The sequence below is a fragment of the Chitinimonas koreensis genome, assembly GCF_014353015.1.
In the GTDB taxonomy this organism is placed as follows: domain Bacteria; phylum Pseudomonadota; class Gammaproteobacteria; order Burkholderiales; family Chitinimonadaceae; genus Chitinimonas; species Chitinimonas koreensis.
This window is the reverse complement of record NZ_CP060704.1, coordinates 2,640,557-2,665,171: the sequence shown is the minus strand read 5'-3', so window position 1 is coordinate 2,665,171 and position 24,615 is coordinate 2,640,557. Positions and strand designations below refer to the sequence as shown.

General features: G+C 67.5%; 21 protein-coding genes and 2 pseudogenes. 21 read left to right on the top strand and 2 right to left on the bottom strand.

The genetic code is table 11. The features are described 5' to 3' along the window. Positions 1–28 precede the first annotated feature (28 nt). On the top strand, positions 29–451 hold the full coding sequence (locus H9L41_RS11335) for a hypothetical protein (protein WP_028446007.1): 423 nt from the start codon (positions 29–31) through the stop codon (positions 449–451). 209 nt (positions 452–660) lie between these two features. Here H9L41_RS11335 and H9L41_RS11330 read toward each other — a convergent pair whose 3' ends face one another. Beyond that, positions 661–1,359 carry a C40 family peptidase gene (locus H9L41_RS11330; RefSeq protein WP_051318961.1) on the bottom strand — a complete coding sequence of 233 codons (699 nt, stop codon included), beginning with the start codon at positions 1,357–1,359 and terminating at the stop codon, positions 661–663. Between the two features lie 114 nt (positions 1,360–1,473). On the opposite strand from H9L41_RS11330, the gene H9L41_RS11325 reads away from it, so the two are divergent. Then, on the top strand, positions 1,474–3,144 hold the full coding sequence (locus tag H9L41_RS11325) for an ABC1 kinase family protein (protein ID WP_308417309.1): 1,671 nt from the start codon (positions 1,474–1,476) through the stop codon (positions 3,142–3,144). A gap of 127 nt (positions 3,145–3,271) precedes the next feature. On the opposite strand, the gene ppsR is transcribed toward H9L41_RS11325, so the two are convergent. Continuing rightward, positions 3,272–4,126 (bottom strand): posphoenolpyruvate synthetase regulatory kinase/phosphorylase PpsR, encoded by an 855-nt coding sequence (gene ppsR, locus H9L41_RS11320; RefSeq protein WP_187523833.1) that lies wholly within the window; start codon positions 4,124–4,126, stop codon positions 3,272–3,274. 251 nt (positions 4,127–4,377) lie between these two features. Between ppsR and ppsA the strand changes: the two genes are divergently transcribed. The 19 genes and pseudogenes from ppsA to H9L41_RS11225 all read left to right on the top strand — a co-directional run bounded on the left by ppsA (position 4,378) and on the right by H9L41_RS11225 (position 24,485). Then, on the top strand, positions 4,378–6,762 hold the full coding sequence (ppsA, locus tag H9L41_RS11315; RefSeq protein ID WP_028446004.1) for a phosphoenolpyruvate synthase: 2,385 nt from the start codon (positions 4,378–4,380) through the stop codon (positions 6,760–6,762). 368 nt (positions 6,763–7,130) lie between these two features. Then, the gene (gene pyrG / locus H9L41_RS11310; RefSeq protein WP_028446003.1) at positions 7,131–8,783 is read left to right on the top strand and encodes a CTP synthase; all 1,653 of its coding nucleotides are present in this window, start codon (positions 7,131–7,133) and stop codon (positions 8,781–8,783) included. Between the two features lie 99 nt (positions 8,784–8,882). Continuing rightward, positions 8,883–9,734 carry a 3-deoxy-8-phosphooctulonate synthase gene (kdsA, locus tag H9L41_RS11305; protein ID WP_028446002.1) on the top strand — a complete coding sequence of 284 codons (852 nt, stop codon included), beginning with the start codon at positions 8,883–8,885 and terminating at the stop codon, positions 9,732–9,734. 97 nt (positions 9,735–9,831) lie between these two features. Then, a complete protein-coding gene (gene eno, locus H9L41_RS11300; protein ID WP_028446001.1) occupies positions 9,832–11,127 on the top strand; it encodes a phosphopyruvate hydratase in 1,296 nt (431 codons plus the stop codon). Between the two features lie 89 nt (positions 11,128–11,216). Continuing rightward, entirely contained in the window at positions 11,217–11,576 is a 360-nt protein-coding gene (gene ftsB, locus H9L41_RS11295; protein ID WP_028446000.1) for a cell division protein FtsB, read from the top strand. Positions 11,577–11,601: 25 nt separating this feature from the next. Further along, complete coding sequence (uvrC, locus tag H9L41_RS11290; RefSeq protein WP_028445999.1) at positions 11,602–13,407, top strand: excinuclease ABC subunit UvrC; 1,806 nt, start codon at positions 11,602–11,604, stop codon at positions 13,405–13,407. A 226-nt stretch (positions 13,408–13,633) separates the two neighbouring features. Continuing rightward, entirely contained in the window at positions 13,634–14,206 is a 573-nt protein-coding gene (gene pgsA, locus H9L41_RS11285) for a CDP-diacylglycerol--glycerol-3-phosphate 3-phosphatidyltransferase (RefSeq protein ID WP_028445998.1), read from the top strand. Positions 14,207–14,306: 100 nt separating this feature from the next. Continuing rightward, positions 14,307–15,712: pseudogene (gene leuC / locus H9L41_RS11280) on the top strand (3-isopropylmalate dehydratase large subunit). Between the two features lie 81 nt (positions 15,713–15,793). After that, the gene (locus H9L41_RS11275) at positions 15,794–15,934 is read left to right on the top strand and encodes an entericidin A/B family lipoprotein (RefSeq protein WP_084300174.1); all 141 of its coding nucleotides are present in this window, start codon (positions 15,794–15,796) and stop codon (positions 15,932–15,934) included. A gap of 106 nt (positions 15,935–16,040) precedes the next feature. Beyond that, positions 16,041–16,181, top strand: a complete 141-nt coding sequence (locus tag H9L41_RS11270) for an entericidin A/B family lipoprotein (RefSeq protein ID WP_084300172.1) — start codon at positions 16,041–16,043, stop codon at positions 16,179–16,181. Between the two features lie 23 nt (positions 16,182–16,204). Then, positions 16,205–16,843, top strand: a complete 639-nt coding sequence (leuD, locus tag H9L41_RS11265; RefSeq protein WP_028445996.1) for a 3-isopropylmalate dehydratase small subunit — start codon at positions 16,205–16,207, stop codon at positions 16,841–16,843. 119 nt (positions 16,844–16,962) lie between these two features. After that, positions 16,963–17,493, top strand: a complete 531-nt coding sequence (locus H9L41_RS11260; protein WP_028445995.1) for a DUF697 domain-containing protein — start codon at positions 16,963–16,965, stop codon at positions 17,491–17,493. Further along, complete coding sequence (gene leuB, locus H9L41_RS11255; RefSeq protein ID WP_028445994.1) at positions 17,490–18,557, top strand: 3-isopropylmalate dehydrogenase; 1,068 nt, start codon at positions 17,490–17,492, stop codon at positions 18,555–18,557. The genes H9L41_RS11260 and leuB overlap by 4 nt, the downstream gene beginning before the upstream one ends. Before the next feature lie 12 nt (positions 18,558–18,569). Further along, a complete protein-coding gene (locus H9L41_RS11250; protein ID WP_028445993.1) occupies positions 18,570–18,797 on the top strand; it encodes a DUF2281 domain-containing protein in 228 nt (75 codons plus the stop codon). Next, positions 18,784–19,188 carry a type II toxin-antitoxin system VapC family toxin gene (locus H9L41_RS11245; RefSeq protein WP_051318960.1) on the top strand — a complete coding sequence of 135 codons (405 nt, stop codon included), beginning with the start codon at positions 18,784–18,786 and terminating at the stop codon, positions 19,186–19,188. Before H9L41_RS11250 ends, H9L41_RS11245 begins: the two co-directional genes overlap by 14 nt. Positions 19,189–19,436: 248 nt before the next feature. Continuing rightward, positions 19,437–20,545, top strand: a pseudogene (asd, locus tag H9L41_RS11240) (aspartate-semialdehyde dehydrogenase). Positions 20,546–20,602: 57 nt separating this feature from the next. Further along, positions 20,603–21,754: an HPP family protein gene (locus H9L41_RS11235; protein WP_051318959.1), complete on the top strand. Its 1,152-nt coding sequence runs from the start codon at positions 20,603–20,605 to the stop codon at positions 21,752–21,754. Between the two features lie 2 nt (positions 21,755–21,756). Beyond that, positions 21,757–24,084 (top strand): Tex family protein, encoded by a 2,328-nt coding sequence (locus H9L41_RS11230; protein ID WP_028445991.1) that lies wholly within the window; start codon positions 21,757–21,759, stop codon positions 24,082–24,084. A 113-nt stretch (positions 24,085–24,197) separates the two neighbouring features. Continuing rightward, entirely contained in the window at positions 24,198–24,485 is a 288-nt protein-coding gene (locus tag H9L41_RS11225; protein ID WP_028445990.1) for a hypothetical protein, read from the top strand. The last annotated feature ends 130 nt before the right edge of the window (positions 24,486–24,615 follow it).

Below are 24,615 nucleotides of genomic sequence, written 5' to 3'. Positions count from 1 at the left end.
GGCACATCATTTGTTGCCGGAGAAAATCATGATCGTAGTGGAAAAAAATGGCCGCCTCGACGCGGGCCTGGCACGCATTTTCGGGATCGCTCCCGACGAGGCAGGAGTGAACCTCGATGCGATCCGTACCCGGGCCGCCAACAACCTGGCCGCGTTCGGCAAGCTGGTGGCCGAGCTGTTCCAGCGCCAGTCGGTACCTGTGCCGCCGCCGGTGCACCTGCAGTGGTGGGAAGAGGGCAGCCGGATCAAGGTGGTGGGCAGCCATCCCGACCTCGAGCGCATCGAAGTGCTGCTCAATGGCGACGGCGAGCTGGTCGAGGAGTTCAAGGAGCTCGAACTGCTGCACGAGATCGTGCGCAACACCGAATTCGCCGGCCAGGAGGAGATCGCTGGCCAGCACTTCAACATCGGCGTCACCAGCAGCGGGCCGGTCGCGTTCTATACCGAATGACGCGCTGACAGCGCGGTACCGCTCGATGACGAAGGCCGGCAGATGCCGGCCTTCGTCGTTTCATGCACGCCGAACGCCTGCGTAGGAGCGGCTTCGGCCGCGAACCGCCGGATCGATCACGGACCGGTGGATCGGCCACGGACCGGCGCCATGCCGCCAGCGGCTGCGGCTGCGGCGGTTCGCGGCTGAAGCCGCTCCTGCAGAAGCCGTTAGCGGCGTTTCTTCTTGGCCGGCGCCTTCTTCGCCGCAACCTTCTTGCCGCTGCCCTTCTTGGCCGCCGCCGCGCGGCCCTTCTTCTTGCCCTTCTTGCCCACGCTCTCGCGCGCCTCGGCCATCAGGCTGTTCAGGATCGGGCTGCGTTCGGCCACGCTCTCGTGGGTGACGCGGCGCGCGCCGTTGTAGCGCTTGGCCCAGTAGGCGTCGGACAGCCGCACGATCTGCACCTTGCTGCCCTTGGACGGCGAATGGATGAAGCGGTCGTCACCCAGGTAGATGCCGACGTGCGAGAAGCGCCGGCCCAGCGTGTTGAAGAACACCAGGTCGCCCGGCTTGAGCGCGTCCTTGTCGACGTCCTCGCCGAGCCGGCTGATGGCGAAGGCGTTGTGCGGCAGCGCGATGTTGAGCGACTGCTGGAACACGTACTTGATGAAACCGCTGCAGTCCAGGCCGGTCTCGGGAGAGTTGCCGCCCCAGCGGTAGGTCACGCCGATCAGGCCGAGCGCCTGCAGCATGATGTCCTGGGCGAAGCGGTTGGCCGGCTCCTGGGCGGCGGCGTCCGGCGCCTCCGCGGCCGAGGCGTCGTCGGCCTGCACGGCCGGCGGCGGGGTGGCCGGGTCGTCGTGGGGTTTGGCGAATACGAGCGGCGCCGCCAATAGCAGTGCCAGCAGGTGTCGGTATTTGAACGTCATTCCGGCACTCTTGACTGATATAAAGGGAGGTGAAGCGAGGAAGGCCCGTACGATACCGCGACCTGCAAACCTGATGTCAACAGAACCTAATATTCCGCCATGCTGAAAGAAACCATGAGTCTGATGCGCGATCTGCCGCGCATCCGCGAAATCATTCGGGTGCTGGCAAGACACGGCTTCGGCGATTTGGTTCGCCGGCTCAACGTGCAGCGCACCTTCGAGCGCGCCGGCGAGACGCTCGACCTGCCCGAGGACGACCCGCGCCACGAGCAGGAGCCGCAGGTGCGCGCCCGCCGCGCGCTGGAGGAGCTGGGCCCGACCTTCATCAAGCTCGGCCAGGTGCTGGCCACCCGGGTCGACGTGTTCCCGCCCGAGTGGATCGCCGAATTCGAAAAGCTGCAGTCGGCGGTGCCGGCCACGCCGTTCGCCGAGCTCGACGCCGAGCTGACCCGCGCCTGGGGCCGGTCGCCGCACGAGATGTTCACTGAACTCGACGAAACGCCGATCGGCTCGGCCTCGATCGCCCAGGTGCACCGCGCCACGCTGCCCGACGGCCGGCTGGTGATCCTCAAGGTGCGGCGGCCCCATATCGTGGCCAAGATCGAATCGGACCTGCGGGTGCTGCACCATCTCGCCACCCTGGTCGAGTTCGAATTCCCCGACACGCGCCAGTACCAGCCGGTGCGCATCGTCGAGCAGTTCGCCAAGTCGCTGCGGCGCGAGCTCGACCTGGCGCAGGAAGCGCATAACCATCGCCGCTTCGCCGAGAACTTCGCCGGCGACCCGTTCATCGTGATCCCGGAGATCTTCTGGGACTACACCAACGAGATCGTCAACGTGCAGGCCTATATCGGCGGCGTGCCGGGCAACGACCTGGCGCTGCTCGAGGCGGCCGGGCTCGACCGGCGCCTCCTGGCCCAGCGCGGCGCCGACGCGGTGCTCAAGATGATCCTGATCGACGGCTACTTCCACGCCGATCCGCATCCGGGCAACGTGATCTACCTGCCCGACAACCGCATCGCCTTCATCGATTTCGGCATGGTCGGCCGGCTGCCGGCACCGCGCCGCGACGAGATCGTCGACCTGCTGGCCGCGCTGGCAGCGCGCGACGAGCGCGGCATCCTCAACGTGCTGCTCGACTGGACCCTGGACGTGCCGGTCGACGAGGACAAGCTGGCCTCGGACCTCGCCGAGTTCATGTTCAACTACGAGAACCTGTCGCTGAAGGACATCCGCTTCGGCCAGCTGCTCAATGACGTGATCGCCATCATGCGCGAGCATGCGATCACGCTGCCGGCCGACCTGACCCTGCTGTTCAAGGCGCTGATCACGCTCGAGGGCCTGGGCCGCCAGCTCGATCCGGACTTCCAGATGGTGCCCCACCTGACGCCCTTCGTGCGGCGGGTGATGCTGGCGCGCTATTCGCCGGGCGCCCTGGCGCGCAAGGGCCGGCGCAATCTGTGGGAGATGGTGACGCTGGTCGGCGGGCTGCCGCGCGACGTGTCGCGGCTGGTGAAGGCGGCGCGGCGCGGCAAGCTCAGGATCGACCTCGACCTCAAGCGGCTCGACCACTTCGGCGCCCAGATCGACCGCTCGGCCAGCCGGCTCACGCTGGGCATCGTCACCGGCTGCCTGATCATCGGCTCGAGCATCGTGATGACGGTGCCGGCCGGCCCGCGCCTGTTCGGCCTGCCGGCCTTCGGCTTCATCGGTTTCCTGATCGCCTTCTTCAACAGCCTGTGGCTGATCTGGTCGATCTGGCGGGCCGGGCGCGATCAGCGCTAGCCGGAGCGGCCCGCCGCGTCCGGTTCTGTAGGAGCGGCTTCAGCCGCGAACGGGTCGAGCACCATCGGATGCCATCCACCCGTTCGCGGCTGAAGCCGCTCCTACATGGTTACCGTAGGTCCGGCGCTCAATAGACGCGCCGCGTCAGGCTGGCCTTGTGGATGATGGTCGAGGCCAGCTCCTCGATCGACTTGCTGGTGGTGTTCAGGTGCGGGATGCCGGCGTTGCGGTAGATCGCCTCGGCCTCGGCCACCTCGAAGCGGCAATTGTCGAGCGAAGCGTAGCGGCTGTCGGGCTTGCGCTCGGAGCGGATCTGCACCAGCCGCTCGGGCACGATGGTGAGGCCGAACAGCTTGTGCTTGAACGGCAGCAGCGCGCGCGGCAGGCCGCTCTGGCCGAAGTCGTCCGGCGTCAGCGGGTAGTTGGCGGCCTTGATGCCGTATTGCAGCGCGAGGTAGAGGCAGGTCGGCGTCTTGCCCGAGCGCGATACGCCGACCAGTACGATGTCGGCCTCGGCCAGGTCGCTCGGCTTGATGCCGTCGTCGTGGGCCATCGCGTAGTTCACCGCCTCGATGCGGGCGTTGTACTCGTGGAAGTTCTGGATGCTGTGGCTCTTGCCCACCGTGTGGGAGGACTCCTGGCCCAGCTCGTTCTCCAGCGGCGCGATGAAGGCCTCGAAGAAGTCGACCACGTGGGCTTCGGGAATGTGGATGATGCTGCGGAAGTCGTTCTTGACGAAGGTCGAGAACACCAGCGGCCGCACGCCGTCCTGCGCGCCGGCCTGGCGGATGCGCTCGGCCACGTGCTGCGCCTTCTCCACCGTATCGACGAAGGGCAGGGTGATGCGCTTGAACTCGATGCCCTCGAACTGGGTGATCAGGCTGTGGCCCAGCATCTCGGCGGTGATGCCGGTGCGGTCGGAGATGAAGAAGACGGTGCGGTGCTGGGCATGGCAGTTTCTCTGGGCGGGTGGTCGGACCATGTTGCCACAGCGCCCGCAACGGCCGCGAGCCGGTTGTGCAGATGCAACATCAGGGAAAGCGGGCACGGCCGCGGTGCGGACTTGTAGCTGCGCGAGCCGAACTACATTTTGATGCCGGCGTTTTCGGCGCCCTGTGTTGCATTGCGCAAAAATTGGTCGCGGCCAGGTATATCGGGCGGCTGCGTGCCTGCGCCCAAACAGGCTAGAATCGCGTTCCCAGATTCCCCAAATCCAGCAAGGAAACACACGAAATGGCAGAGAACAACGTCATCTGGTTTGACGAGCTGCGCATGACCGACGTCGAACGGGTGGGCGGCAAGAACGCCTCGCTCGGCGAAATGATCAGCCAGCTGGCCGCCTCCGGCGTGCGCGTTCCCGGCGGCTTCGCCACCACCGCCGATGCCTACCGCGCCTTCCTGGCCCACGACGGCCTCTCTGCCAAGATCGACGCGGCGCTGAACGCGCTCGACGTCGAGAACGTCACCGAACTGGCGCGCGTCGGCAAACAGATCCGCCAGTGGGTGGTCGACCAGCCGTTCCCGCCGGCGCTCGACGCCGACATCCGCACCGCCTTTGCCAAGATGGAAGCCGACTCCGGCGCCGCGATCTCGGTCGCCGTGCGCTCCTCCGCCACCGCCGAGGATCTGCCGGACGCCTCCTTCGCCGGCCAGCAGGAGACCTTCCTCAACATCGTCGGCATCGACAACGTGCTGCACGCGATCAAGGAAGTGTTCGCCTCGCTGTACAACGACCGCGCGATCTCCTACCGCGTGCACAAGGGCTTCGCCCACGCCGACGTGGCGCTGTCGGCCGGCATCCAGCGCATGGTGCGCTCGGACAAGGGCGCAGCCGGCGTGATGTTCACCATCGACACCGAGTCGGGCTTCGACGACGTGGTCTTCGTCACCGCCAGCTACGGCCTGGGCGAGACCGTGGTGCAGGGCGCCGTGAACCCGGACGAGTTCTACGTCTACAAGCCCAACCTCAAGGCCGGCCGCCCGGCCATCCTGCGCCGCAACCGCGGCTCCAAGCTGCTCAAGATGGAGTTCACGGCCGAGGCGACCGCCGGCAAGTCGGTGCGCACCGTCGACGTGTCCGACGTCGAGCGCAACACCTTCTCGATCAGCGACGCCGAGGTGGAAGAGCTGTCGCGCTACGCGCTGATCATCGAGCAGCACTACCAGCGGCCGATGGACATCGAATGGGGCCGCGACGGCGTCGACGGCAAGCTCTACATCCTGCAGGCCCGGCCGGAGACCGTGAAGTCGCAGGAAGCGCGCGTCGACACGCTGCGCCGCTACCGCCTCAACAGCAAGTCGACCGTGCTGGCCTCGGGCCGCGCGATCGGCCAGAAGATCGGCCAGGGCACGGTCCGCCTGATCAAGGACGCCAGCGAGATGGACACGGTCAAGCCGGGCGACGTGCTGGTCACCGACATGACCGATCCGGACTGGGAACCGGTGATGAAGCGCGCCTCGGCCATCGTCACCAACCGCGGCGGCCGTACCTGCCACGCCGCCATCATCGCGCGCGAGCTCGGCATCCCGGCCGTGGTCGGCTGCGGCGACGCCACCTATGCGCTGAGCGACGGCCAGCAGGTCACCGTCTCCTGTGCCGAGGGCGACACCGGCAATATCTACGAAGGCCTGCTCGACGTCGAGATCATCGACCTCAAGCTCGATTCGATGCCCAAGAGCCCGGTCAAGCTGATGATGAACGTCGGCAACCCGGAACTGGCGTTCGACTTCAGCCACCTGCCCAACGAGGGTGTCGGCCTCGCCCGCCTCGAATTCATCATCAACCGCATGATCGGCGTGCACCCGAAGGCGCTGCTGGCCTACCCGAACCTGCCGTGGGACCTGAAGCAGCAGGTCGAGGAGCGCATCGGCGGCTACGCTTCGGCGGTCGATTTCTACGTCGAGAAGCTGGCCGAGGGCATCGCCACGCTGGCGGCCGCCTTCCACCCGAAGAAGGTCATCGTGCGGATGTCCGACTTCAAGTCGAACGAGTACTCGAACCTGATCGGCGGTCAGAACTACGAGCCGCACGAAGAGAATCCGATGATCGGCTTCCGCGGCGCCTCGCGCTACATCAGCGAGTCGTTCCGCGATTGCTTCGAACTCGAAACGCGCGCGCTGAAGAAGGTGCGCAACGAGATGGGCCTGAAGAACGTCGAGGTGATGATCCCCTTCGTGCGCACGCTGGACGAGGCGCGCAAGGTGGTCGAGCTGCTGAAGGAGCAGGGCCTGGAGCGCGGCCGCGACGATCTGCGCCTGATCATGATGTGCGAGATCCCGTCCAACGCGATCCTGGCCGACCAGTTCCTCGAATACTTCGACGGCTTCTCGATCGGTTCGAACGACATGACCCAGCTCACGCTGGCGCTGGACCGCGACTCCGGCGGCCCGATCGCCTCGCTGTTCGACGAGCGCAACGATGCGGTCAAGGCCATGCTGGCGATGGCGATCAAGGCCTGCCGCGCCCAGGGCAAGTACATCGGCATTTGCGGCCAGGGCCCGTCCGACCACCCCGATTTCGCCAAGTGGCTGGTGGAGCAGGGCATCGAGACGGTGTCGCTGAATCCCGATACGGTGGTGGAAACCTGGCTCTACCTGGCCAAGGAACTGGCGAAGTAAGCAGGTCCAGCCTGGTTCGAAAGGCGCGCTTCGGCGCGCCTTTCTCGCTTTACGAGCGTAGCGAGGCTCCCTCTGGTCCACCCCACGAAGTCTCCGACTTCGCGCCCCCCGGCTGCGGCAACTGCCGAAGTTCTTGGCGAGCCTGCGAGCCTAGAACTCGTGCGTGTCGGCACGACTGGCGGGGGAGTTGGAATGGATCGGCGAGAAATTTCGGGTGCAAAGCGATGACCAGCGCCCGGCTTGGCCGGGCGTTGCTGTGCAGCTTGAGTGGAACGGAGGGCTGTATCTCCCTTACGCCTCGCCGTCAAGAATTGAGGGGAGGGGGGCGGCGGAGTAGAATGCGGAATTACCACTGTGCGTTTTCAGCCATGACCAAGTTCATCTTCGTTACCGGCGGCGTTGTCTCCTCACTCGGGAAAGGCATCGCCGCCGCGTCGCTTGCGGCTATCCTCGAATCACGTGGCCTCAAGGTCACCATGATGAAGCTCGACCCGTACATCAACGTCGACCCGGGCACCATGTCGCCGATGCAGCACGGCGAAGTGTTCGTGACCGAGGACGGCGCCGAGACCGACCTCGACCTCGGCCACTACGAGCGCTTCATCCACGCCAAGATGAAGAAGTCGAACAACTTCACCACCGGCCAGATCTACGAATCGGTGATCAAGAAGGAACGCCGCGGCGACTACCTCGGCAAGACGGTCCAGGTGATCCCGCACATCACCGACGAGATCCGCCTGTTCATCGACCAGGGCGCCGGCGGCGCCGAGCTCGCCGTGATCGAAGTCGGCGGCACGGTCGGCGACATCGAATCGCTGCCCTTCCTCGAGGCCATCCGCCAGATGGGCGTGACGCTGGGCCGCGAGAACACCTGCTTCGTCCACCTGAGCTACGTGCCCTACATCGCTGCCGCCGGCGAGATCAAGACCAAGCCGACCCAGCACTCGGTGAAGGAATTGCGCGAGATCGGCATCCAGCCCGACGTGCTGATCTGCCGCGCAGACCGCATGGTGCCGATCGAGGAACGCCGCAAGATCGCGCTGTTCACCAACGTGGCCGAAAAGGCCGTGGTGTCCTGCCCGGACATGGACAGCATCTACAAGATCCCGCGCGTGCTGAGCGAACAGCATATCGACGACATCATCTGCAAGCAGCTGCAGCTCGAGCTGCCGGTGGCCGACCTCTCGCTGTGGGACAACATCGTCGACGCGATCGAGAATCCGAGCCAGACCGTCAACATCGCCATGGTCGGCAAGTACGTCGACCTGACCGAGAGCTACAAGTCGCTGATCGAGGCGCTGCGCCACGCCGGCATTCACACCCGCAGCGACGTCAAGATCCACTACCTCGATTCGGAAGAGCTCGAGAGCGGCGACCTGCACTCGCTGGCCGGCATGGACGCGATCCTGGTGCCGGGCGGCTTCGGCAAGCGCGGCGTGGAAGGCAAGATCCGTGCGATCCAGTATGCCCGCGAGAACAACGTCCCCTACCTCGGCATCTGCCTGGGCATGCAGCTGGCGCTGATCGAATACGCGCGCCACAAGGCCGGCATGATCGACGCCAGCTCGACCGAGTTCACGCTCGAGACGCCTTACCCGGTGGTGGCGCTGATCGACGAATGGGTCAACCGCGACGGCCGCATCGAGCAGCGCGACGCCAACTCCAATCTCGGCGGCACCATGCGGCTGGGCAGCCAGGAATGCGACCTCGAGGCCGGTTCGCTGGCAGCCAAGGTCTACGGCTCGACCCGCATCACCGAGCGCCATCGCCATCGCTACGAAGTGAACAATCACTACCTGCCGCGACTCGAAGCGGCAGGCCTCAAGGTCAGCGGCCGTTCCACCGACCCGAACCACCTGTGCGAGACGGTCGAGCTGCCCGACCACCGCTGGTTCTTCGGCTGCCAGTTCCATCCCGAATTCACCTCGACGCCGCGCGACGGCCATCCGATGTTCAAGGCCTACGTCGAGGCGGCCATCGCCTATGCCAAGGAGCAGGGGCGCGAAGGGTTGAGCTGTTAAAAGCATGTGAAACGTGAAATGTGAAAGGTGAAACGTGGAGAAACCTCTGCGCGCCGCTCACATCGCGTTTCACGTTCCACATTTCACAAGGTTCACTTCATGAAACTCTGCGGCTTCGACGTCGGTCTCGACCATCCCTTCTTCCTGATCGCCGGCCCTTGCGTGATCGAGGGCGAGCAATTCGCCATCGACACCGCCGGCCAGCTCAAGGAAATCACCGCCGAGCTCGGCATTCCCTTCATCTACAAGTCGAGCTTCGACAAGGCCAACCGCTCGAGCGGCAAGTCCTTCCGCGGCTTCGGCATGGACGAGGGCCTGCGCATCCTGGCCAAGGTCCGCGAGCAGCTGGACGTGCCGGTGCTGACCGACATCCACGAGATCGACCAGATCAAGCCGGTCGCCGCCGTGGTCGACGTGCTGCAGACGCCGGCCTTCCTGTGCCGCCAGACCGACTTCATCCGCGCTTGCGCCCAGTCCGGCCGCCCGGTGAACATCAAGAAGGGCCAGTTCCTCGCCCCGGGCGACATGAAGAACGTGATGGACAAGGCGCGCGAAGCAGCCCGCGAGGCCGGCCTGCCTGAAGACAACTTCATGACCTGCGAACGCGGCGCCAGCTTCGGCTACAACAACCTGGTGTCCGACATGCGCAGCCTGGCGATCATGCGCGACACCGGCTGCCCGGTGGTGTTCGACGCTACCCACTCGGTGCAGTTGCCCGGCGGCCAGGGCGACAAGTCCGGCGGCCAGCGCGAATTCGTGCCGGTGCTGGCGCGGGCCGCGGTGGCGGTCGGCATCTCGGGCCTGTTCATGGAAACCCATCCCGACCCCGCCTGCGCCAAGTCCGATGGCCCCAACGCCTGGCCGCTGCCCCGCATGAAGGAACTGCTGGCGGTGCTCAAGTCGATCGACGGCCTGGTCAAGGGCCAGCCGCTGCACGAGAACACGCTGTAAAGCATCCGCTTGAAAGCCGGCCGTGCTTGCCTACGAGCGGCCGGCCCGGCCAAGATCGCCCGATTCGAATCCCCCTCCGACATCCATAGGACCCCCGATGAGCGCTATCGTAGAAGTGATCGCCCGCGAAATCCTCGACTCGCGCGGCAACCCGACCGTGGAAGCCGACGTTCTGCTCGAAAGCGGCGTGATGGGCCGCGCGGCCGTACCCAGCGGCGCCTCGACCGGCGAGCGCGAAGCGCTCGAGCTGCGCGATGGCGACAAGGGCCGCTACCTCGGCAAGGGCGTGCTCAAGGCGGTCGAGCACGTCAATACCGAAATCTGCGAAGCGATCATCGGTCTCGACGCCTCCGACCAGGCCTTCATCGACCGTACCATGCTCGAGCTCGACGGTACCGAGGACAAGGGCCGCCTGGGCGCCAACGCCATCCTGGCCGTCTCGATGGCCGTGGCCAAGGCCGCCGCCGAAGAGGCCGGCCTGCCGCTGTACCGCTACATCGGCGGCTCGGGCCCGATGGCGCTGCCGGTGCCGATGATGAACGTGATCAACGGCGGCGAACACGCCAACAACAGCCTGGACTTCCAGGAACTGATGATCGTCCCGGTCGGCGCGCCGAGCTTCCGCGAAGCGCTGCGCTACGGCGCCGAGGTGTTCCACAACCTCAAGAAGATCCTGCACGACAAGCATCTGCCGACCCAGGTCGGCGACGAGGGCGGCTTCGCTCCCGACGTGAAGAACGCCGAAGAGGCGCTCGACATGATCCGCGCCGCGGTCGAGAAGGCCGGCTACGCCTGGGGCAAGGACATCGCGATCGCGCTCGACTGCGCCGCCTCCGAGTTCTTCGACAAGGAAACCGGCAAGTACGTCTACAAGAAGAGCGACAAGCGCGAGCTGACCAGCGCCCAGCAGGTCGACTACCTGGCCAGCCTGGCCGACGGCTACCCGATCATCTCGATCGAGGACGGCATGGGCGAGCGCGACTGGGACGGCTGGAAACTGCTGACCGACCGCCTCGGCGACCGCGTCCAGCTGGTCGGCGACGACCTGTTCGTCACCAATGCCAAGATCCTGGCCCAGGGCATCGAGAAGGGCATCTGCAACTCGATCCTGATCAAGGTCAACCAGATCGGTTCGCTGTCCGAGACGCTGCAGGCCGTCGACCTGGCCAAGCGCAACCGCTACACCTCGGTGATGTCGCACCGCTCGGGCGAGACCGAGGACAGCACGATCGCCGACCTGGCCGTCGCCACCAACTGCATGCAGATCAAGACCGGCTCGCTGAGCCGCTCGGACCGCATGGCCAAGTACAACCAGCTGCTGCGCATCGAGGAAGAGCTCGGCGATGCCGCCTACTACCCGGGCCGCGCCGCGTTCTACCAGATTAAGAAATAGGACCGGTCACATCGCAGCCTCGAACGGGAGCGGAAATCCGCTCCCGTTTTTCTTTGCCGCACCGTTCATCCCGCCTACAATCCGCAGCCATGCGCCTGCTTGCCGTTCTCCTCGCCGTCTTCATCGTCCTGCTCCAGTGGCCGCTCTGGATCGGCAAGGGCTCCTGGCTCAAGGTCTGGCAGATCGAGGCGCAGATGGTCGAGCAGCAGGGCCAGAACGACCGCCTGACCGCGCGCAATGCCGCGCTCGACGCCGAAGTGCGCGACCTGAAGACCGGCACCGACGCGATCGAGGAGCGCGCCCGCAACGAACTCGGCATGGTGCGGCAGGACGAGGTGTTCTTCCAGATCCTCGACCCGAGCCCGGTCAAGCCCAGCCCCACGCCTGCGCCGCTCGCGCCGCCAGCGACCCAGCCCGCCGCCGAGAATCCCGCTGCCGCCCCGCAATAGCGCCTCCGGCCGGTAAAATGCCGGCATGGCCTTCGATCCCAAGCCCATCCTCGCCGCGCTGCCCAACCTGCCGGGCGTCTACCGCTACCTGAACGACAAGGGCGACGTGCTCTACGTCGGCAAGGCGGTCGATCTCAAGCGGCGCGTCTCATCCTATTTCCAGAAGAACGACCAGTCGCCGCGCATCCGCCTGATGCTGGGCCAGGTGGCCGACATCCAGACCACCGTGGTGCGTTCCGAGGCCGAGGCACTGATCCTCGAGAACAACCTGATCAAGGCGCTGGCGCCGCGCTACAACATCCTGTTCCGCGACGACAAGAGCTATCCCTACCTGATGCTCAGCGGCCACCGCCAGCCGCGGCTGGCCTATTACCGCGGCGCGCTGGACAAGCAGAACCAGTACTTCGGCCCGTTTCCCAACGGCTACGCGGCGCGCGAGAGCATCCAGCTCCTGCAGAAGGTGTTCCGCCTGCGGACCTGCGAGGACACGGTGTTCGAGAACCGCAGCCGACCCTGTCTGCTGTACCAGATCCGCCGCTGCAGCGGCCCCTGCGTCGGCGCCATTCCGGAGGACGACTACCGCGCCGACGTGCAGCACGCGGTGCAGTTCCTGCAGGGCAAGGCCAACGACCTGCTGGTCGAGCTCGACGAGAAGATGCATACCGCCGCCGGCGCCTGGCAGTTCGAGCAGGCCGCCATGTACCGCGACCAGATCGAGGCGCTGGCCAAGGTGCAGGCCAAGCAGTTCGTCTCCAGCAATGCCAGCGAGACCGACGCCGACATCGTCGCCTGCGCCGCCGGCCACGGCATGGTCTGCGTCAACCTGGTGATGATCCGCGGCGGCCGCCACGTCGGCGACAAGTCACTGTTCCCCAGTCACGGCGAGGATTACGACGTGCAGAGCGCGCTCGAGGCCTTCCTGGCCCAGCACTATCTCGGCCGCACCATTCCGCCGGTGATCGTGGCCAACGTCGAGGGCGAGGTCGGCGTGCTGGCCGGCCTCCTGACCGAACAGGCCGGCCGCCGCGTCGCGGTGGTCGGCAATCCGATCGGCGAGCGTCGCGTCTGGCTCGAGATGGCGCTGAAGAACGCCAAGCTGGCGATCGAGCAGCGGCTGTCGCTCGAATCGACCCAGCTCGGCCGGATGCAGTCGCTGCTCGAGGCGCTGGCGCTGCCCGACTCGGCCCAGCGCATCGAGTGCTTCGACATCAGCCACACCATGGGCGAGGCCACCGTGGCGTCGTGCGTGGTCTACGACAAGCTGGCGATGCAGCCCAAGGAATACCGCCACTACAACATCACCGGCATCACGCCCGGCGACGACTACGCCGCCATGCGCCAGGTGTTGACGCGCCGCTACGGCAAGATCGCGGCCGGCGAGGGCGTGGCGCCCGACGTGATCCTGATCGACGGCGGCAAGGGCCAGATCGGCGTGGCGGTCGAGGTGATGGAGGAGGTGGGGCTGAGCGACGCGCTGCTGGTCGGCGTGGCCAAGGGCGAGACGCGTAAACCGGGGCTGGAGCAGCTGATTGTTCCGTCGCGGAACCAGACGATACAATTGCCGCGCGATTCGGCGGCGCTGCACCTGATCCAGACCATCCGCGACGAGGCGCACCGCTTCGCCATCACCGGCCACCGCGCCCGCCGAGGCAAGGCGCGCGTGTCGTCGAGCCTGGAGGAGATCGAGGGTATCGGCGCCAAGCGCCGCCAGCGGCTGCTGACGCGTTTCGGCGGCCTGCAGGGGGTCAAGGCCGCCAGCATCGACGATCTCTGCCAGGTCGAAGGCATCAACCGGGCGCTCGCCGAGAAGATCTACAACGCCCTTCACTAGACAGTCGAGAACGTTGCCGGGCTCATGATTCCGCGATCCGCCCGGCCAGGCCGGGCGATTTGGTGCATATTGAAAATCAACGATTCATCGCTTTTTTATTCCACTCCCCCGCCCTCGCCGTCCCGGGGTCCCCGCAAAGTCGGAGACTTTGTGGGGTGTGCCAGAGGGAGCCTCGCTGACGCGAGATTCCAGTCAAGTCCACCGAACCAGAGCGCACCTCCTCTTCATGCCGGTCAATCTCCCCACCCTGCTCACCTGGGCGCGCATCGTCATGATCCCGCTCGTGCTCGGCGTCTTCTACCTGCCCGAGCACTGGCTGGCGCCGCTGTGGCAGAACGTCGCCGGCGCGCTGATCTTCACGCTGGCCGCGATCACCGACTGGTTCGACGGCTACCTGGCGCGCAAGTGGAACCAGACCTCGGCCTTCGGCGCCTTCCTCGACCCGGTGGCCGACAAGCTGATGGTGGCCGCCGCGCTGATCCTGCTGGTCCAGCTCGGCCGCGCCGACGCCTGGCTGGCCGCCATCATCATCGGCCGCGAGATCACCATCTCGGCGCTGCGCGAGTGGATGGCCCAGCTCGGCGCCTCCAAGGGCGTGGCGGTGTCCTTCATCGGCAAGGTGAAGACCGCGGCGCAGATGGTCGCCATCGTGGTCCTGCTGCTGCACGTCGACTTCATCCCGGGCATCGACCTGGCCTGGATCGGCTCCTGCTGCCTGTTCGTGGCCGCGCTGCTGACGCTGTGGTCGATGGGCTACTACCTGCGCATGGCCTGGCCGGAGCTGACCGGCCGCAAGTAGCGCGGCGCCGCGCTTTGCATATGCCGAAAGCTCGGTTGCCGGCCAATTGACGTGCGTGTTAATTTCGCCGTCTTCCCCGACCGCAACAGAGCCCAAGACCATGGCGCAGACCCTCTACGACAAGCTCTGGCAGAGCCACGTGGTGCACGAAGAAGCCGACGGCACCGTGCTCCTCTACATCGACCGCCACCTGGTGCACGAGGTGACCAGCCCGCAGGCCTTCGAAGGCCTCAAGCTGGCGGGCCGCAAGCCTTGGCGCATCTCCTCCATCGTCGCCACCGCCGACCACAACACCCCGACCGACCACTGGGACGAAGGCATCAAGGATCCGATCTCGCGCCAGCAGGTCGAGACGCTCGACGCCAACATCCGTGAAGTCGGCGCGCTCGCCTACTTCCCGTTCAAGGACCAGCGCCAGGGCATCGTCCACGTGGTCGGCCCGAGAACGGCGCCACGCTGCCCGGCATGACCGTGGTCTGCGGCGACTCGCACACCTCCACCCACGGCGCCTTCGCCTGCCTGGCCCACGGCATCGGCACCTCCGAGGTCGAGCACGTGATGGCGACCCAGACGCTGACCGCCAAGAAGTCCAAAGCCATGCTGGTCAAGGTCGAGGGCGAACTCGGCCACGGCATCACCGCCAAGGACGTGGCGCTGGCCGTGATCGGCCGCATCGGCACCGCCGGCGGTACCGGCTACGCGATCGAATTCGGCGGCTCGGCCATCCGCGGCCTGTCGATGGAAGGCCGCATGACGCTGTGCAATATGGCGATCGAGGCCGGTGCGCGCGCCGGCATGGTCGCCGTCGACCAGACCACCATCGATTACCTGAAGGGCCGTCCGTTCTCGCCCAAGGGCGAGCAATGGGACCGCGCGGTCGAGGCCTGGCGCGAACTGGTGTCCGACGAGGGCGCTGCGTTCGACGCGGTGGTCGAGCTGCGGGCCGAGGACATCGCGCCGCAGGTCACCTGGGGCACTTCGCCCGAGATGGTCGTGACGATCGCCGACCGCGTACCCGATCCGGCCACCGAGACCGACCCGACCCGCAAGAGCGGCATGGAACGCGCGCTCAGCTACATGGGCCTGACCGCCAATACGCCGATCAGCGAGATCGCGGTCGACAAGGTGTTCATCGGCTCCTGCACCAACAGCCGCATCGAGGATCTGCGCGCCGCCGCCGCGATCGCGCGCGGCCACCGCAAGGCCGACAGCGTCAAGGCGGTGCTGGTGGTGCCGGGCTCGGGCCTGGTCAAGGCCCAGGCCGAGGCCGAGGGGCTGGACAAGGTGTTCATCGAGGCCGGCTTCGAATGGCGCGAGCCGGGCTGCTCGATGTGCCTGGCGATGAACGCCGACCGGCTGGAGCCGGGCGAGCGCTGCGCCTCGACCTCGAACCGCAATTTCGAGGGCCGGCAAGGGCAGGGCGGCCGCACCCACCTGGTCAGCCCGGAAATGGCCGCCGCGGCGGCCATCGCCGGTCACTTCGTGGATGTGCGCAGCTTCCGCTGAGGAACATTACCGCGGCGCGGGCGTTCTCAAAAGTATCGTCGCCGAGCCTGGTTCGGCGACGCCACCGACAAGGAGAACACCGTGAAGCCACTCATCATGCTGGTACTGGCCGCCTTCGCCACCTTGCAACTGTCCGCCTGCAACACCGTCCAAGGCTTCGGCAAGGACGTCCAGAAGGGCGGCGAGAAGCTCGAGGACGCCGCGGACAAGGCGAAGAACTGACAGGCAGGAACGTGCGGGCGGCGGCCCCAAGCAGGCCGCCGTTCCGCGCAGCAAGGCCGCGAACGCCCGTCGAGACGGCGGCGGCAATACAGGGAGCAAGCGTCACATGAACCGGATCATCGCCCTCGCCGTGGCAGCGCTGGCCATCGCCCAGCTCGCCGGCTGCAACACCATCCACGGCATCGGCAAGGACATCAAGAAGGGCGGCGAAGCGATCGAGCGCGCCGCCGACAAGGCCACCAACTGAGCCTCGGCCTCCAAGGGAAACCCATGCAAGCCTTCACCACCCTGCACGGCCTGGTCTGCCCGCTGGACCGCGCCAACGTCGACACCGACGCCATCATCCCCAAGCAGTTCCTCAAGTCGATCAAGCGTTCGGGCTTCGGCCCCAACCTGTTCGACGAGTGGCGCTACCTCGATCACGGCGAGCCGGGCATGGACAACAGCGTGCGTCCGCTCAACCCCGACTTCGTGCTGAACCTGCCGCGCTACCGCGGCGCCCAGGTGCTCTTGGCGCGCGAGAACTTCGGCTGCGGCAGCTCGCGCGAGCACGCGCCGTGGGCGCTCGAGGATTACGGCTTCCGTGCCGTGATCGCACCGTCGTTCGCAGACATCTTCTTCAACAACTGCTACAAGAACGGCCTCCTGCCGATCGTGCTGCCGGCCGAGACGGTCGACCGGCTGTTCGCCGAGTCGCAGGCCGGCGAGGGCTACCGGCTGACGGTCGACCTCGCGGCGCAGACGGTGACCACGCCGTCCGGCGAAAGCTTCGGCTTCGACATCACCGCGCACCGCAAGCACTGCCTGCTCAACGGTCTCGACGAGATCGGCCTGACGCTGGCGCATGCCGACAAGATCCGCGCCTTCGAAGACCAGCGCCGCGCCGCGCAGCCCTGGCTGTTCAGCTGATCCGGCCCGCATCCATGTTCGCCGCGGAGGGAATCGAAACAGCCTGTCCTCCTTTCCCCGGCGTCCTCCGCGGTGAACGGTTTGGCATCGCACTTAGATGAACGACGGGAGGTGAGGCCATGGTCCTACCGCAGAACCACGACGAACTCGAACGCGCGCGCGCCGATTGCCGCGAGCTGGTCTCGCGCCGGGCCGGCATCTCGGCCGGCGCCGCCGTGATCCCGCTGCCCGGCGTCGACATGCTGGCCGACGTCGCGGTGTTCTCCGAGATGCTCGAGACCATCAGCCACCGCTTCGGCCTGTCGCAGGCCGAGCTGGCGCGGCTGCATCCGCACACCCGGCAATACGTGATCCTGGCCGCCGGCCGGGTCGGCAGCGACCTGATCGGCAAGCTGGTGAGCAAGCAGCTCGCCAAGCTGGTGCTGAAGAAGGTCGGCAAGCGCTTCATCGGCAAGACCGTGCTGCGCTTCGTGCCGCTGGCCGGCCAGGCGGTGGCGGCCGCAATCAGCTACCAGGTGGTGGCCAAACTCGGCCGCGACCATATCGAAGACTGCTACCGCGTCGCCCGCAGCCTGCTCGAGCAAGGCATGGCCGGCACGGTACCGCTCCTACCCGCACCTCAGACTCCATCTCCTCAGGGACAGACATGAAAATCGCCATCCTCCCCGGTGACGGCATCGGCCCGGAAATCGTCGCGCAGGCCGTGCGCGTGCTCGACGTGCTCAAGGCCGACGGCCTCGCGGTCGAAACCGTGACCGTGCCGCTCGGCGGCGCCGCCTACGACCAGTACGGCGAGCCCTATCCGGAAGCCACCCGCGCTGCCGTGCGCGCAGCCGACGCGGTGCTGCTCGGCGCGGTCGGCGGCCCGCAGTACGACACGCTGCCGCGCGACAAGCGGCCCGAGCGCGGCCTGCTGGCGATCCGCAAGGACCTCGGCCTGTTCGGCAACCTGCGCCCGGCAGTGCTCTATCCCGAGCTGGCCGGCGCCTCGACCCTCAAACCCGAGGTGGTGTCGGGCCTGGACATCATGATCGTGCGCGAGCTGACCGGCGACATCTACTTCGGCCAGCCGCGCGGCATCACCGTCAACGAGACCGGCGAGCGCGAAGGCTTCAACACCATGCGCTACAGCGAGAGCGAGATCCGCCGCATCGCCAAGGTGGCGTTCGACATCGCCATGAAGCGCAACAAGAAGCTGTGCTCGGTCGACAAGGCCAACGTGCTCGAATGCACCGAGTTCTGGAAAGAGATCGTCACCGACGTCGCCAAGCAATATCCGGAAGTCGAGCTGAGCCATATGTACGTCGACAACGCGGCGATGCAGCTGGTGCGCAATCCCAAGCAGTTCGACGTGATCGTCACCGGCAACATCTTCGGCGACATCCTCAGCGACGAGGCCTCGATGCTGACCGGCTCGATCGGCATGCTGCCCTCGGCCTCGCTCGACGCGAACAACAAGGGCCTGTACGAGCCGTGCCACGGTTCGGCGCCCGACATCGCCGGCAAGAACCTGGCCAACCCGCTGGCCACCATCCTCAGCCTGGCGATGATGATGCGCTACACCTTCGCCCGCGAAGACCTGGCCGGCCGCATCGAGAACGCGGTGCAGGCCGTGCTGCGCAAGGGCTACCGCACCGCCGACATCTACGAGCCGGGCACCGAGAAGGTCAGCTGCTCGGGCATGGGCGACGCGGTGGTGGCCGCGCTGGCCTAGGAGCTCAGGATCATGACGATCGCCGAACGCATCTTCAGAGAGGTCAGCGTCCTGCCCGACCCGCTCGCCGCGGAAGTGCTGGATTTCGTGGAGTTCCTCAAGGCCAGGCAGGCCAGGCCCGCGAACGAAGGCGATCGCGACGATTCCCTGCAGCGTTTCGTCGGCAGTCTCAAGGGTACGAAGGCGTTTCCGGCCGATCTGGCGTCCTGGCAGCGGGAAGTCCGCGATGAGTGGCGCTGAATACCTGATCGACACCAATATCGCCATCGGCCTGGCGCGGCAGGACGACCAGGTTATGGCGCTGCTGCAGCCGATCGGCCTGCGCGCGAGCCTGTATGCCTATAGCCCGATCAGCCGGATGGAGGCCCTGGGCTATGGCGCATTGAGCGAGCGGGAACGTGCCGTGCTGTCGGACCTGTTCGACAATCTGACCGAATGCAGCTTGAACCGGGCCATCGAAGACGGCGTGATCGCGCTGCGTTGCCGCCGCAAGATCAAGCTGCCCGACGCCATCATCATCGCGACCGCCTGGGTGCACGGCCTGCAGCTGCTGACGCTCGATCGGCAATTGCAGGCTTTCTCCCGGAATGGCGGTACGGACGATTCGCCGGCGGAGAAAACGACCGAATAGCCGTTGCTGATATTGAAACTGCTTATAGAAACTATAAGCAGCGATTGGATTCTGCAATGCCAGCCGGGCCAGCAGAATCCTTTCCTCACCGCGGGATCGGCGATCCGCTCTAGGCGCGGCCATCCTGCGTTAAACTCCCGGTTCCTCAACTCGAGGCTTTGGCGGCGAAACGCCTGCGGGCTGCCGCCAAGTATTGCCGATCCAGGGTATGAGGCTTCACACAACTACTGGATCAAGGAATTCCCATCATGTTGAAAGTCGGTTTGGTCGGTTGGCGCGGAATGGTCGGTTCCGTGCTGATGCAACGCATGCGCGAAGAGAACGACTTCGCCCACGTCGACCCGGTGTTCTTCACCACTTCCAATGTCGGCGGCGCCGCGCCCGATGTCGGCCGCGGCCCCTCCTGCCTCAAGGACGCCAAGTCCATCGCCGAACTGAAGGCCATGGACGTCGTCATCACCTGCCAAGGCGGCGACTACACCACCGAGATCCACCCGCAACTGCGCGCGGCCGGCTGGAACGGCTACTGGATCGACGCCGCCTCCACGCTGCGCATGGACGACGGCGCGGTGATCGTGCTCGACCCGGTCAACCTCGACCAGATCAAGAGCGCCATCGCCGGCGGCGGCAAGGACTTCATCGGCGGCAACTGCACCAATTCCATCCTGCTGATGGGCGTGGGCGGGCTGTTCAAGGCCGGCCTGGTCGAGTGGGTCAGCTCGATGACCTACCAGGCCGCCTCGGGCGCCGGTGCGCAGAACATGCGCGAGCTGATCGGCCAGATGGGCGCGATCCACGGCTCGGTCGCCCACCTCTTGGCCGATCCGGCCTCGGCGATCCTCGAGATCGACCGCCGCGTGGCCGAGACCATGCGCGGCGACGGCTTCCCGGCCGAGCACTTCGGCGCGCCGCTGGCCGGCAGCCTGATCCCGTGGATCGACAAGCAGCTCGACAACGGCCAGTCCAAGGAAGAGTGGAAGGGCCAGGCCGAGGTCAACAAGATCCTCGGCACCGGCGAGACCATCCCGGTCGACGGCCTGTGCGTGCGCATCGGCGCCATGCGCTGCCATAGCCTGGCGCTGACGCTGAAGCTGAACCAGGACCTGCCGCTGGCCGAGATCGAGAAGCTGATCGCCGCCAGCACGCCGTGGACCCACTTCGTGCCGAACGACCGCGCCACCACCGTCAAGCAGCTGACGCCGACCTTCGTCACCGGCAAGCTCGACGTCGCGGTCGGCCGCGTGCGCAAGCTCAACATGGGCCCGACTTACGTCAGCGCCTTCGTCTGCGGCGACCAGCTGCTGTGGGCGCGGCCGAGCCGCTGCGCCGCACGCTGCGCATCCTGCTCGACCGGTAAGCGTTCCACCGGCATCGGGGCGGCTGCGGCCGCCCCGATGCTTTCTCCCGCCCCTCCATGACAGAACATCCTTCCCGCTGGCGCGACTGGCTGCCCGACGCGGCCACCGTGAGCTGGCCCGAGCGGCTGCGCTCCGGCGCCGGCGGCGCGCTGGCCATCCTGCTGGTCAGCCTGGCCGCCGCGGCGCTGGCGCCGGCCGGTGCGGCGCCGCTGATCGCCGCCTCGATGGGCGCCTCGGCCGTCATCGTGTTCGGCCTGCCGACCAGCCCGCTGGGCCAGCCCTGGCCGCTGCTCGGCGGCCACCTGATCTCGGCGCTGGTCGGCGTACTGTGCCAGCGCTGGATTCCCGAGCCGCACCTGGCCGCCGCCTGCGCGGTCGGCCTCGCCATCGTCGCCATGCTGGCCTGCCGCTGCGCCCATCCGCCCGGCGGCGCCACCGCCCTAACCGCGGTGGTCGGCGGGCCGGCCATCCATGCCCAGGGCTTCCTTTACCTGCTCAACCCGGCGCTGGCCGGCGCGCTGGTCGTCCTGGCGCTGGCCTGGCTGTTCAACAACCGCCTGCCGGGACGCCGCTATCCGCTGGCCAAGCACCTGGCCGGCGCGCACGGCCGCAGCGATCCGGTGCCGCTGGCGCGCGGCCCGGTGCAGGAAGCCGACATGGCGCGCGCGGTGGCCGAGCTCGACCTGCTGGTCGACCTGACGCCGGCCGAGCTCGAACAGCTCTATCTCGGCGCCGAGCGCCATGCTGCACGGCGGCTGGCCGGGCCACTGCGCTGCGGAGACATCGCCTCGCGCGACGTGCTGAGCGTGCCGCACGACCTGCCGGCCGACGCGGCCTGGGCGCTGCTGCATCGCCACGGCCTCGACAGCGCGCCGGTGGTCGACGGCGACGGCCGCCTGCTCGGCCTGTTCGCCCCGGCCGCGCTGCTGCTCGACGCGCCGCAGCCGGCGCTGGCGCAGGATGCGCTCGGCCGCTGGCCGGGCCTGACCGCCGCCGCGCTGCTGCGGCCGGCACCGGCCGCCGTGGCGATGGATACCCCGGTGGTCGAGCTGATCGCCCGCATGAGCGACGGCGGCGAGCACCGCGTGCCGCTGCTCGACGGGGCAGGGCGGCTGGCCGGCGTCGTCAGCCAGGCCGACCTGATCGCCGCGCTCTTCCACCAACAGCTTTTCGCGACCCAGGCCGGCGCCGCCGGCCCACAGAACTGACCATGCTACCGACCATCGAACACCGCCTCGCCCAGGAACTGAACTGCCGTCCCGCCCAGGTCGCCGCCACCGTGGCGCTGCTGGACGAGGGCGCGACCGTGCCCTTCATCGCGCGCTACCGCAAGGAAGCGACCGGCGGGCTCGACGACACCCAGTTGCGCCTGCTGGACGAGCGGCTGCGCTACCTGCGCGAGCTGGAGGAGCGCCGCAGCGCGGTGATCGCCTCGGTGCAGGAGCAGGGCAAGCTGACGCCCGAGCTCGAAGTCGAACTGCGCAGCGCCGACAACAAGCAGCGGCTGGAAGACCTCTATCTGCCGTACAAACCCAAGCGCCGCACGCGCGCCCAGATCGCCCGCGAGGCGGGCCTGGCGCCGCTGGCCGAGCTGCTGCTGGCCGATCCCTCGCGCCAGCCCGAGGTCGAGGCGGCCGCCTATGTCAGCGAAGAGAAGGGTGTTGCCGACGGCAAGGCCGCGCTCGACGGCGCGCGCCACATCCTGATCGAGCAGTTCGCCGAGGACGCCGCGCTGCTGCACCAGCTGCGCGAACATCTGTGGGAGCGCGCCGAGCTCAAGGCCACGCTGGCCGACGAGGCCAAGCGCGAGGCCGGCGCCAAGTACGCCGACTATTTCGACCACAGCGAGCCGCTGCACCGCATGCCGTCGCACCGCGCGCTGGCGGTGCTGCGCGGCCGCAACGAGGGCGTGCTCGCCTTCACGCTGGCACTGCCCGAGGACGCCGACCTGCCGGCCGGCCGGCAGAGCGCCGGCGAGGCCCGCATCGCGGCCCGCTTCGGCATCCGCGACGGCGGCCGGCCGGCCGATCGCTGGCTGCTCGACACGGTGCGGCTGGCCTGGCGCGCCAAGATCTTCCTGTCGCTCGAGGTCGAGCTGACCAATCGCATCCGCGAGGCGGCCGAGCTCGAAGCGATCAAGGTGTTCGGCGCCAATCTCAAGGACCTGCTGCTGGCCGCGCCGGCCGGCCCGCGCGCCACGCTGGGCCTCGACCCGGGCCTGCGCACCGGGGTGAAGGTGGCGGTGATCGACAAGACCGGCAAGCTGGTCGCCACCGACACCATCTATCCGCACGTGCCGCGCAACGACTGGGACGGCAGCCTGCACCGGCTGGCCCGGCTGGCGGCCGCCCACCAGGTCGAGCTGATCGCGATCGGCAACGGCACCGCCAGCCGCGAGACCGACAAGCTGGCCGGCGAGCTGATGAAGCGCCATCCCGAGCTCAAGCTGCAGAAGATCGTGGTATCGGAGGCCGGCGCCTCGGTCTATTCGGCGTCCGAACTGGCCGCGCGCGAATTCCCCGAGCTCGACGTCAGCCTGCGCGGCGCGGTGTCGATCGCCCGCCGGCTGCAGGACCCGCTGGCCGAGCTGGTCAAGATCGATCCGAAGGCGATCGGCGTCGGCCAGTACCAGCACGACGTCAACCAGGGCGAGCTGGCGCGCACGCTCGACGCGGTGGTCGAGGACTGCGTGAACGCGGTCGGCGTCGACGTCAACACCGCCTCCAGCGCGCTGCTGGCGCGGGTGTCCGGCCTCAGCGCCACGCTGGCAGGCAATATCGTGGCTCACCGCGATGCCCACGGCGCCTTCCCCGACCGCGCCGCGCTGCGCGCCGTGCCGCGGCTGGGCGACAAGACCTTCGAACAGGCGGCGGGCTTCCTGCGCGTGATGAAGGGCAGCAATCCGCTCGACGCCAGCGCGGTCCACCCCGAGGCCTACCCGGTGGTCGAGAAGATCATGGTCAAGACCGGCCGCGCGGTCGGCGCGCTGATCGGCGACTCGGCCTTCATCCGCGGGCTCGATGCCGCCGAGTTCACCGACGAACGCTTCGGCCTGCCGACGGTGCGCGACATCCTGGCCGAACTCGACAAGCCGGGCCGCGATCCGCGCCCCGAGTTCAAGACCGCGACCTTCCAGGACGGCGTCGAGGACATCAAGGACCTGCTGCCCGGCATGATCCTCGAAGGCGTGGTCAGCAACGTGGCGGCCTTCGGCGCCTTCGTCGACATCGGCGTGCACCAGGACGGCCTGGTCCACGTCTCGGCGCTGTCGAGCAAGTTCGTCAAGGATCCGCGCGAGGTGGTGAAGGCCGGCGACGTGGTGCGGGTCAAGGTGATGGAGGTCGACGTCAAGCGCCAGCGCATCGCACTGACCATGCGGCTGGACGACCAGCCGGGCCAGCCGGCCGCCGGCGGCGCTCCGCGCGGCGACCGCGAGCGCGACCGTGCGCCGCGCCGCCACGACGGCAAGGACAAGGGCGGCCAGCAGGGCGCGACGGCGATGTCGGCGGCGTTCGCGGCCTTGAGCCGGAAGTCCTGAGCGGCGGACCGGCCGCACTCCGGCGGCCAGGACCTTGGCACGCCGCGCCCAGGCCTGTCCGGCTACCGCCGTGAGATAATCGTGACCTGTCACGATATGAGGAGGCCGCCGCCGTGATCGACGACCGCGACACCCGCACCATGGCCCTGCCGGGCCTGCCGCAGCCGAAGAAGCGCGGCCGCAAGCCGATCGGCGCGCAGGCCATGACCGCGGCCGAGCGCAAGCGCCGCAGCCGCGCCGCCCAGCGCCAGGCCGGCTTCACCAGCCGCGACGGACGCATCCCGACGCCGTTCTCCTGCGAACTCGACGAATTGATGCTGATGCGGCTGCGCAAGGCGGCGCAGGCGGAAGAAGTGCCGATCTATACGGTGCTCGAACGGCTGATCGCCGAGCATCTTTGAGGTGAGGCTTCGCTCGTTGCGCCAGCCTGTAGGAGCGGCTTCAGCCGCGAATGGCGATCCGTGCCGCGGCCGCCATTCGCGGCTGAAGCCGCTCCCGCATAGGCGGTGCGCCATGCATCCGGCGTACCTT